Origin of the sequence: uncultured Schumannella sp., from assembly GCF_905479755.1 — a bacterium.
Classification (GTDB): Bacteria; Actinomycetota; Actinomycetes; order Actinomycetales; family Microbacteriaceae; genus DCRR01.
Genome location: NZ_CAJQNT010000046.1, coordinates 1 through 7,031 on the forward strand (window position 1 = coordinate 1; position 7,031 = coordinate 7,031).

At 69.2% G+C, this 7,031-nt stretch carries 11 protein-coding genes; 7 read left to right on the forward strand and 4 right to left on the reverse strand.

The window, feature by feature from the left end; all coding sequences use genetic code 11:
* Positions 1-195, reverse strand: a 195-nt coding sequence (locus QZ258_RS11500; RefSeq protein ID WP_363182265.1) for an ATP-binding cassette domain-containing protein, incomplete at its 3' end; no start/stop codon positions are given.
* A 325-nt stretch (positions 196-520) separates the two neighbouring features.
* On the opposite strand from QZ258_RS11500, the gene QZ258_RS11505 reads away from it, so the two are divergent.
* The 6 genes from QZ258_RS11505 to QZ258_RS11530 are packed head-to-tail and all read left to right on the forward strand — an operon-like array spanning position 521 to position 3,888.
* The gene (locus QZ258_RS11505) at positions 521-856 is read left to right on the forward strand and encodes a hypothetical protein (RefSeq protein WP_294181663.1); all 336 of its coding nucleotides are present in this window, start codon (positions 521-523) and stop codon (positions 854-856) included.
* A 36-nt stretch (positions 857-892) separates the two neighbouring features.
* Positions 893-1,675: an SDR family oxidoreductase gene (locus tag QZ258_RS11510; protein WP_294181666.1), complete on the forward strand. Its 783-nt coding sequence runs from the start codon at positions 893-895 to the stop codon at positions 1,673-1,675.
* Between the two features lie 38 nt (positions 1,676-1,713).
* Positions 1,714-1,968 carry a hypothetical protein gene (locus tag QZ258_RS11515; RefSeq protein ID WP_294181683.1) on the forward strand — a complete coding sequence of 85 codons (255 nt, stop codon included), beginning with the start codon at positions 1,714-1,716 and terminating at the stop codon, positions 1,966-1,968.
* A complete protein-coding gene (locus QZ258_RS11520) occupies positions 1,940-2,026 on the forward strand; it encodes a hypothetical protein (protein WP_294181681.1) in 87 nt (28 codons plus the stop codon). Before QZ258_RS11515 ends, QZ258_RS11520 begins: the two co-directional genes overlap by 29 nt.
* Before the next feature lie 34 nt (positions 2,027-2,060).
* Positions 2,061-2,765: a spermidine synthase gene (locus tag QZ258_RS11525; protein WP_294181667.1), complete on the forward strand. Its 705-nt coding sequence runs from the start codon at positions 2,061-2,063 to the stop codon at positions 2,763-2,765.
* Positions 2,766-2,799: 34 nt separating this feature from the next.
* Positions 2,800-3,888, forward strand: coding sequence for an LLM class F420-dependent oxidoreductase (locus QZ258_RS11530; RefSeq protein ID WP_294181668.1), 1,089 nt, complete (start codon positions 2,800-2,802; stop codon positions 3,886-3,888).
* An 18-nt stretch (positions 3,889-3,906) separates the two neighbouring features.
* On the opposite strand, the gene QZ258_RS11535 is transcribed toward QZ258_RS11530, so the two are convergent.
* The 3 genes from QZ258_RS11535 to QZ258_RS11545 all read right to left on the reverse strand — a co-directional run bounded on the left by QZ258_RS11535 (position 3,907) and on the right by QZ258_RS11545 (position 6,299).
* A complete protein-coding gene (locus tag QZ258_RS11535) occupies positions 3,907-4,077 on the reverse strand; it encodes a hypothetical protein (protein WP_294181671.1) in 171 nt (56 codons plus the stop codon).
* A 91-nt stretch (positions 4,078-4,168) separates the two neighbouring features.
* A complete protein-coding gene (locus tag QZ258_RS11540; protein ID WP_294181673.1) occupies positions 4,169-5,980 on the reverse strand; it encodes a glycoside hydrolase family 15 protein in 1,812 nt (603 codons plus the stop codon).
* Positions 5,981-6,014: 34 nt separating this feature from the next.
* Positions 6,015-6,299, reverse strand: a complete 285-nt coding sequence (locus QZ258_RS11545) for a GNAT family N-acetyltransferase (RefSeq protein WP_294181675.1) — start codon at positions 6,297-6,299, stop codon at positions 6,015-6,017.
* A 73-nt stretch (positions 6,300-6,372) separates the two neighbouring features.
* Here QZ258_RS11545 and QZ258_RS11550 point away from each other — a divergent pair, with 73 nt between their 5' ends.
* Positions 6,373-6,894: a glutathione peroxidase gene (locus QZ258_RS11550; protein ID WP_294181677.1), complete on the forward strand. Its 522-nt coding sequence runs from the start codon at positions 6,373-6,375 to the stop codon at positions 6,892-6,894.
* Positions 6,895-7,031: the final 137 nt, after the last annotated feature.

A 7,031-nucleotide genomic window follows, 5' to 3' on the forward strand; every position in this document is an offset into this window, starting at 1 on the left:
CACGAATCCGAAGGTCTTGTTGCGGGTGCGATTCAGGCGCGCGCCGCGCAGGGTGCGCGTGTCGACGCCTTCGAGCGTGATCTCTCCGCTGCTCGGTGCGTCCAGCAGCGCGAGGATGTGCATGAGGGTGGACTTGCCCGAGCCGCTCTTGCCGAGGATCGCGATGGATTCCCCTTCGTGAATGTCAAAACTCACCCCCTTCAACGCATCGAAACGGTTCTGGCCCCGGCCGTACGACTTGCGTACGTCCGCGACGTGCAGGAGGGGGGGTGGGCATGGGTTCTCCGAGTTCGTGCCGTGATGGTGGCGTGATGGGGGCGTGATGGTGCGGTGGCTCTGCCTCACCAGTCTTGGCGCGCGGCCTCGACGAGGTGTCCTCCCCGCGGTGGCACTTCCGTACTGCGTCGGGTGTATCTCTGAGGTCGCGTCGCTTTGGCTCGGGCATACCGACCTGTCTGGGTTGCGGCGCGCGCCGCACCGGCGGACGATGAATGCGGGGGACAACAGAGAAGAGACGACGATGTCGAAGTACCTGATCATTTACCACTCCCCGCAGAACCCGGCGATGGAGGCGGCGCCTCCCGACGTCGACATGGACGCCGAGATGAAGGCCTGGATGGCCTGGGGCGAAGGCCTCGGACCGCACCTCACCGACTTCGGTTCGCCGCTCGGCGGCGGCGTGCACGTCGCGCCCGATGGCGCCACCTCGGACAGCACCCTGGATGTCTCCGGCTACTCGTTCGTCGAGGCGGCCAACATGGACGAGGCGCTGTCGTTCACCAAGAACCACCCGCACCTGAAATTCCCGGGCGCGGCCATCGAGGTGCACGAAGTGCAGGAGCTCCCGGGCATGTAGCTCTGTGCTCCCGAATCCGAGGAAGGCAGGATCCCCATGACTCGCACGTATGTCATCACCGGCGCCGCGAGCGGCATCGGCAAGGCGACGGCCGATCTGTTGATCGAGCGCGGCCATCGCGTCATCGGTGTCGATCTGGCGGGCTCCGACGTCAACGTCGATCTGACCACCGCCGACGGACGCGCAGAGCTCCTCACGGCGGTCGCCGAGCACTCAGGCGGCACGATCGACGCGATCATCGCCAACGCGGGACTCGCGACGCCGACCGCGCGCACCGTGGCGGTCAACTACTTCGGTGCCGTCGCGACGCTGGAGGGACTGCGTCCGCTATTGGCGGGTTCGGATGCCCCGCGCGCGGCCGCGACCGTGTCGATGGCCTCGCTCTTCCCGCCGGATGAGCCGCTGCTGACGGCGCTGCTCGCCGGCGAAGAGGTGGCGGCGTTGCGCCGCGGCGCCGAGCTCGAAGCGGCGGGCGGCGACGCGGCCGGACAGATCTACGGCACCACGAAGGCGGCGCTCGCGCGCTGGATTCGACGCCACGCGGCCACGCCCGAGTGGGCGGGGGCGGGCATCCCGCTGAACGCCGTTGCCCCGGGCGTCGTCGAGACGCCGATGACCGAGCAGTTCACCGCCACACCGGAGGCGCGCGAGGCGATCCTGCAACAGGTGCCGATGCCGCTGAATGGGATCTTTGAGCCGCGCGACGTTGGCTACCTGCTGGCGTGGCTGACGAGCGAAGAGAACGCCCACCTGTGCGGTCAGGTCGTGTTCATCGACGGCGGATCCGATGTCGTCATCCGGGGAGACGCCACCTGGTGAGTCGCCGCTCGGCGGGAGGCGTAGGGAAGAATCGCCCCATGCGTCTGCCTCGAGCCCTGCGTCCGCCGATCGCGGCGCTCTCGCGCACGCGCCTGTTTCGCAGCATCGGACCGACGATCATGCCGTGGCTGGAGCGAGTCCATCGCGGGGTGACCCGCCACCGCGCCCCGTTGAGCGACCTGGCCGTGCCCTCGCTCGTGCTGCACACGATCGGGGCGCGCCGCTGTGATCTCGCCGGACGAGCGCGAGGCGGTCTGGCGTCAGCTGGAGGACAACTGGCCTGGCTACCGTGACTACGAACGGAAGGCCGGACGCGAGCTGCGGATCTTCCGGCTCACACCGAGAGCCTGAGCCAGGGGCGGGACCGGACCACTAGCCTTCGGGCATGGCCCGCATCGGATTCGAAGAGCTCGACTTTCAGAACACACCGATGGGCGAGATCTCGTTGCGTCGGCGTCACGACCCGCACCTCGGGGTCGAGGTCTTCGAGGTGAAACTCAACGACGAGTACCTGATGTCGAGCCTGTTCACCGTCGCCGAGGAGGAACTTGCGACCCTCGGCCTCGCCGCGGTGGAGGGCGACGCGCTCGACGTGCTCGTGGGAGGCCTGGGCCTCGGCTACACGGCGGTGACGGCGCTCGCCGACGAGCGCGTGCGCGCGCTCACCGTGGTGGATGCGCTCGCCGAGGTGGTCGGCTGGCACGAGCGGCGCCTACTGCCCGTTTCGAACACGCTGCTCGACGATGCCCGCACGAGCCTCGTCGTCGACGACTTCTTCGACCTGGCCCGGCGGGAACCCGTGGACGAGGCGTCGAAGTTTCACGCGATCCTGGTCGACATCGACCACACGCCGACGCACCGCCTCGATTCGACGCACGCCGACTTCTACACGGCCGACGGGCTGCGCTCGCTCGCCCGGCATCTGCATCCGGGTGGGGTGTTCGCGCTCTGGTCCGACGACCCGCCCGAGACAGAGTTCCTGGCGGTGCTCGCCGAGGTGTTCCCGCAGGTGTCGGGCGAGTTGGTGAGCTTCGACAACCCGCTCACCGGGGGAGTGTCGACCAACTCGGTGTATGTCGCCAAACTTTGACCGCGCTCGCCCGGCCGCGGTTAGGCTCGCCGACGTGACATCGACGTCCCCGCTGCTCCCGCCCGTTGCCCGCCCCCGTCTCGGCGTCGTCGTCGACTACGCCGACGACTTTCGCGACGCCGTCGCCGACGTCGTCGAATACGAGGCGCTCGGCGCCGACCTGGTGACGGTGTCGGAGGCGTACTCCTTCGACGCCGTCTCCAAGCTCGGCTTCCTCGCCGCGCGCACCGAGACGATCACGCTCGCCGCGGCGATCCTGCCGATCTACTCGCGCACTCCCACGCTGATGGCGATGACCGCCGCGACGCTCGACACGATCTCGGGTGGCCGCTTCGAGCTCGGCCTGGGCGCCTCGGGACCGCAGGTGATCGAAGGCTTCCACGGGGTGCCGTTCACCGCGCCGCTCGCGCGCACCCGCGAGATCATCGAGATCGCGCGCGCCGCGTGGCGGGGTGAGCGCATCGAGCACGCCGGCAGCCAATACACCATCCCGTTGCCCGCCGATCAGGGCACCGGGCTCGGCAAACCGCTCAAGATGATCGGGCAGACCGCGCGCGAGCGTATCCCGATCCACATCGCCGCGCTCGCCCCCAAGGGGGTCGCCCAGGCGGCCGCGATCGCGGAAGGCTGGATCCCGCTGTTCTTCCACCCCGAGCTCGGCGCCAGGGTGTGGGGCGACCCGGTGGGCGAGGGGCTGACGCGACGCGACGCGGCACTGCCGCCGTTGCAACTGCTCGTCCAGCTCCCGGTGTACGTCGGGCCCGGCCACGAGCGCGCCCTGGAGGGGTACCGCGCGCGGGCCGCGCTCTACATCGGTGGGATGGGCGCCAAGGGCGCCAACTTCTACAACACCGTCGTGGCCTCGATGGGTTTCGAGGCGGAGGCCGAGCGCATCCAAGACCTCTACCTCGCGGGCGATAAGGCGGGGGCCGCCGCGGCGGTGCCCGAAGAGCTGCTGCGCGCGACGGCACTCATCGGCGACGAGGAACACGTGCGCGAGCGCGTGGGAGCGTTCCGGGCCGCCGGGGCCTCCAGCCTGATCGTGCAGCCGCTCGCGCCGAGTCGCGAAGCGCGCATCGCGCACGTCGCGGCCGTTCGCGGAATGCTCGATGACCTCGACTGAGCGCCGCGTGCGACGGGCCTAGTTGCCCGACCGCGGCGGACGGCCCTTCAGACCGTTTGGGTCCGGGCGCTCCGGCTCTTTCGCCGTTGCGGGGCTCACCTTCGAGTCGTGCGGCGGGTCGGTCACGTCTGAGGGATGCTGGCGCTCACCGCGTTCCTCGTCGGGGCCCTTCTTCTCATGGTCGTTCATGTCCCGATCGTCTCGCACCGCTGGCGCGCGTGCCGGAATTCAAAGCAGAATCGCAAGATGCGCGACCCCGCCTCGTCGGGTGGCCGTCTGCTCAGGAGTCGTCGGGCTCCTGACCGCGATCCTCGGCCGCCCCCGCGATCGCGTCCGCGGCGCGCACCAGGGCGAGGTGCGAGAGCGCCTGCGGGGTGTTGCCGAGATGATCACCCGTCGCCGGGTCGATCTCCTCCGAGTACAGCCCGACATCATTGGCGAAACCGACCAGGCGATCCATCAGCCGGACCGCGTCGTCGTGCCGCCCCGAGCGGGCGTACTGCTCGACCAGCCAGAAGGAACACGCCACGAACGGATGCTCCCCGCCGGGAAGCCCGTCCACGCCCGACTCGGCGCGGTAGCGGAGCAGAAGGCCGTCGCGCAGCAGCTCGCGCTCCAGCGCCGCCACCGTGCCCAGCATGCGCGGATCATCGGGTTCGACGAAGCCGATCTGCGCCAGCTGCAGCAGTGACGCGTCGACGTGGGTCGAGCCGTAGTACTGCACGTAGCTGCCGAGCGTCTCGTCGTACCCGTGCTCCTCGATCTCGGCCCGCAGCTCGTCGCGCTGAGCGCGCCACAACTCGACCGGGCCGTCCAGCCCGTGATCCTCGACCGCGCGCACCGCGCTCGCAAACGCGGCCCACATCATCGCGCGGGAGTGGGTGAACCGGCGCACCGGCCCGCGGATCTCCCAGATGCCGTGGTCATCCGTCTCCCGGGCCGCGACCAGGCGATCCATCAAGGCGACCTGCAGCGACCACGAGAAGGTGTCCTCGTGCACGCCGATGCCGCGGGCCTGTTCGAGCGCGAGCATGACCTCGCCGAAGACGTCGCCCTGAAACTGGGTCGCGGCACCGTTGCCGACGCGCACCGGAGCCGAGCCCCGATACCCGGGGAGGCTTTCGATCGTGGTCTCCGGCAGGCGGCGTTCGCCCGCCAGGCCGTACATGATCTGCATATCGGCGGGGTCACCCGCGATTGCCCGGAGCAGCCAGGCGCGCCACTCGTGCGCCTCCAGCTCGTAGCCGTGCAGCATGAGCGCCTCGAGCGTGAGGGCCGCGTCGCGCAGCCAGACGTAGCGGTAGTCCCAGTTGCGCACACCGCCGAGCTCTTCGGGAAGGCTCGTGGTGGCCGCGGCGACGATCCCCGCGGTGTCTTCGTGGGTGAGCGCGCGCAGCACCAACAACGAGCGGCGCACGGCGTGCTCGTAGGGGCCGGTGACGGCGCAGCGTTCCGCCCAGTCGCGCCACCAGTCCTCGGTCGCCTCCAACTGATCGTCGACGTTGAGTGCGGGCGGCGGGTCGCGATGCGCCGGATGCCAGGTGAGCACGGTGTCGACGACGTCGCCCTCCGAGACGTCGAACTCGACGCGGTGCACGTGGTCGTCCGGGGTCATTTCGGGGCCGCGCAGCACGATCGCATCCGGCCCGGCGACGGCACGGAGAGCGCCGGGGTAGCCCTCCGCGTGGCGCGGCGACTGACGCACCCACGGCACGGCGTTCGCGTAGTCGAAACGCACGCGGAACACCTGCTCCATCCCGACGGTTCCCGAAATGCCGCGCACGCGACGCACAAGGTCGGCGCGGCGGTCGCCGTGCGGCATGAAGTCGATCACTTCGGCCTCGCCGGTCTCGGTCACCCAGCGGGTCACCAGCACGAAGGTGTCCTCGCGATAGGCGCGCGACGTGCACCGCTTCGAGTCGCGCGGCCCGACCCGCCAGCGGCCGTGATCGGCGTTGCCGAGAAGTGCGCCGAACGTGGAGGCCGAGTCGAAGCGCGGCAGGCACAGCCAGTCGATGTTGCCGTCGATGCCCACCAGGGCGCCGGTGTGGCAGTCGCCGATGAGGGCGTAATCCTTGATGTCGAGCGCCATCGTCTCTCCTCGGGTGCGGGTGGGGTCGACGACGTCAGCCGAGGAGGGCGGCGCGCTCCGGGTGATGTTCGAACCAGTCGGCGACGAACCAGCACGACGGTCGGATCGGCCCGGCACCTCGCGCTTCGACGTCATCGACCGCGAACTCGACCAACTGCGCGGCGTAGCCGTGGTTGCGCTGATTCGGCACCGTCACCGTGCGATGAAACGCCACCGCGCCATTCTGTTCGGCGTATTCGAGCACGCTCGCGATGGCACCGTCGACGCGCAACACGTAGCGGTGAGCGTCGGGTTCGTGGCTCAGTTCCGGGGCAGCCATGTCTCCAGGCTATCGAGCCGGAGGGCGCGCCGCAGGGCCAGCGCCCCAGGTCTGCGCCGCCTATCGTGGAGGGATGGGCATCCGCGACATCGAACTGACCACGATTGACGGCGAGCCGACGACGCTCGCCGAATGGGGTGACCGTGCGGTCATGATCGTCAACGTCGCCTCCAAGTGCGGCCTGACGCCGCAGTACGAGAAGCTCGAAGAACTGCAGCGTCGCTACGAGCCCCAGGGGTTCACGGTGCTCGGTTTCCCGTGCAACCAGTTCGCCGGGCAGGAGCCGGGCTCGGCCGACGACATCAAGGAGTTCTGCTCCACCACCTTCGGGGTGACCTTCCCGCTGATGGAGAAGGTCAAGGTCAACGGCAAGCACGCGCATCCGCTCTATCAGGAGCTGAAGACGACGCCGGATGCCCACGGCAAGACCGGTCGGGTGAAGTGGAACTTCGAGAAGTTCCTCGTCGCGCCCGACGGAACGGTGTCGCGCTTCCGGCCGACCACGCAGCCCGACGACCCCGCGGTGATCGCGGCGATCGAGGCTGCTCTCGTGCAGCGTCCCGAGAACTCCTCGCGCCAGGACCAGAGCGCCTAGATGTACCCGGTCGGATCGTTGGTGACGCGGTTGTAGGGAGAAGGCCTTCATTCTGAGTGGTGTCTAGATCACTCGAAGAGGAAGGCCTTCTCTTGGTCCACGTTAAAGCGCGATTGGCTCCGGCAGGTCGCTTCATC

What these genes read in the sequence shown, in the direction of transcription:
- QZ258_RS11510 (WP_294181666.1), top strand. Translation starts at nt 893, where the DNA reads ATGACTCGCACGTATGTCATCACCGGCGCCGCGAGCGGCATCGGCAAG.
- QZ258_RS11535 (WP_294181671.1), bottom strand. Translation starts at nt 4,077, where the DNA reads ATGAACGACCATGAGAAGAAGGGCCCCGACGAGGAACGCGGTGAGCGC.
- QZ258_RS11540 (WP_294181673.1), bottom strand. Translation starts at nt 5,980, where the DNA reads ATGGCGCTCGACATCAAGGATTACGCCCTCATCGGCGACTGCCACACC.
- QZ258_RS11515 (WP_294181683.1), top strand. Translation starts at nt 1,714, where the DNA reads ATGCGTCTGCCTCGAGCCCTGCGTCCGCCGATCGCGGCGCTCTCGCGC.
- QZ258_RS11550 (WP_294181677.1), top strand. Translation starts at nt 6,373, where the DNA reads ATGGGCATCCGCGACATCGAACTGACCACGATTGACGGCGAGCCGACG.
- QZ258_RS11505 (WP_294181663.1), top strand. Translation starts at nt 521, where the DNA reads ATGTCGAAGTACCTGATCATTTACCACTCCCCGCAGAACCCGGCGATG.
- QZ258_RS11525 (WP_294181667.1), top strand. Translation starts at nt 2,061, where the DNA reads ATGGCCCGCATCGGATTCGAAGAGCTCGACTTTCAGAACACACCGATG.
- QZ258_RS11545 (WP_294181675.1), bottom strand. Translation starts at nt 6,299, where the DNA reads ATGGCTGCCCCGGAACTGAGCCACGAACCCGACGCTCACCGCTACGTG.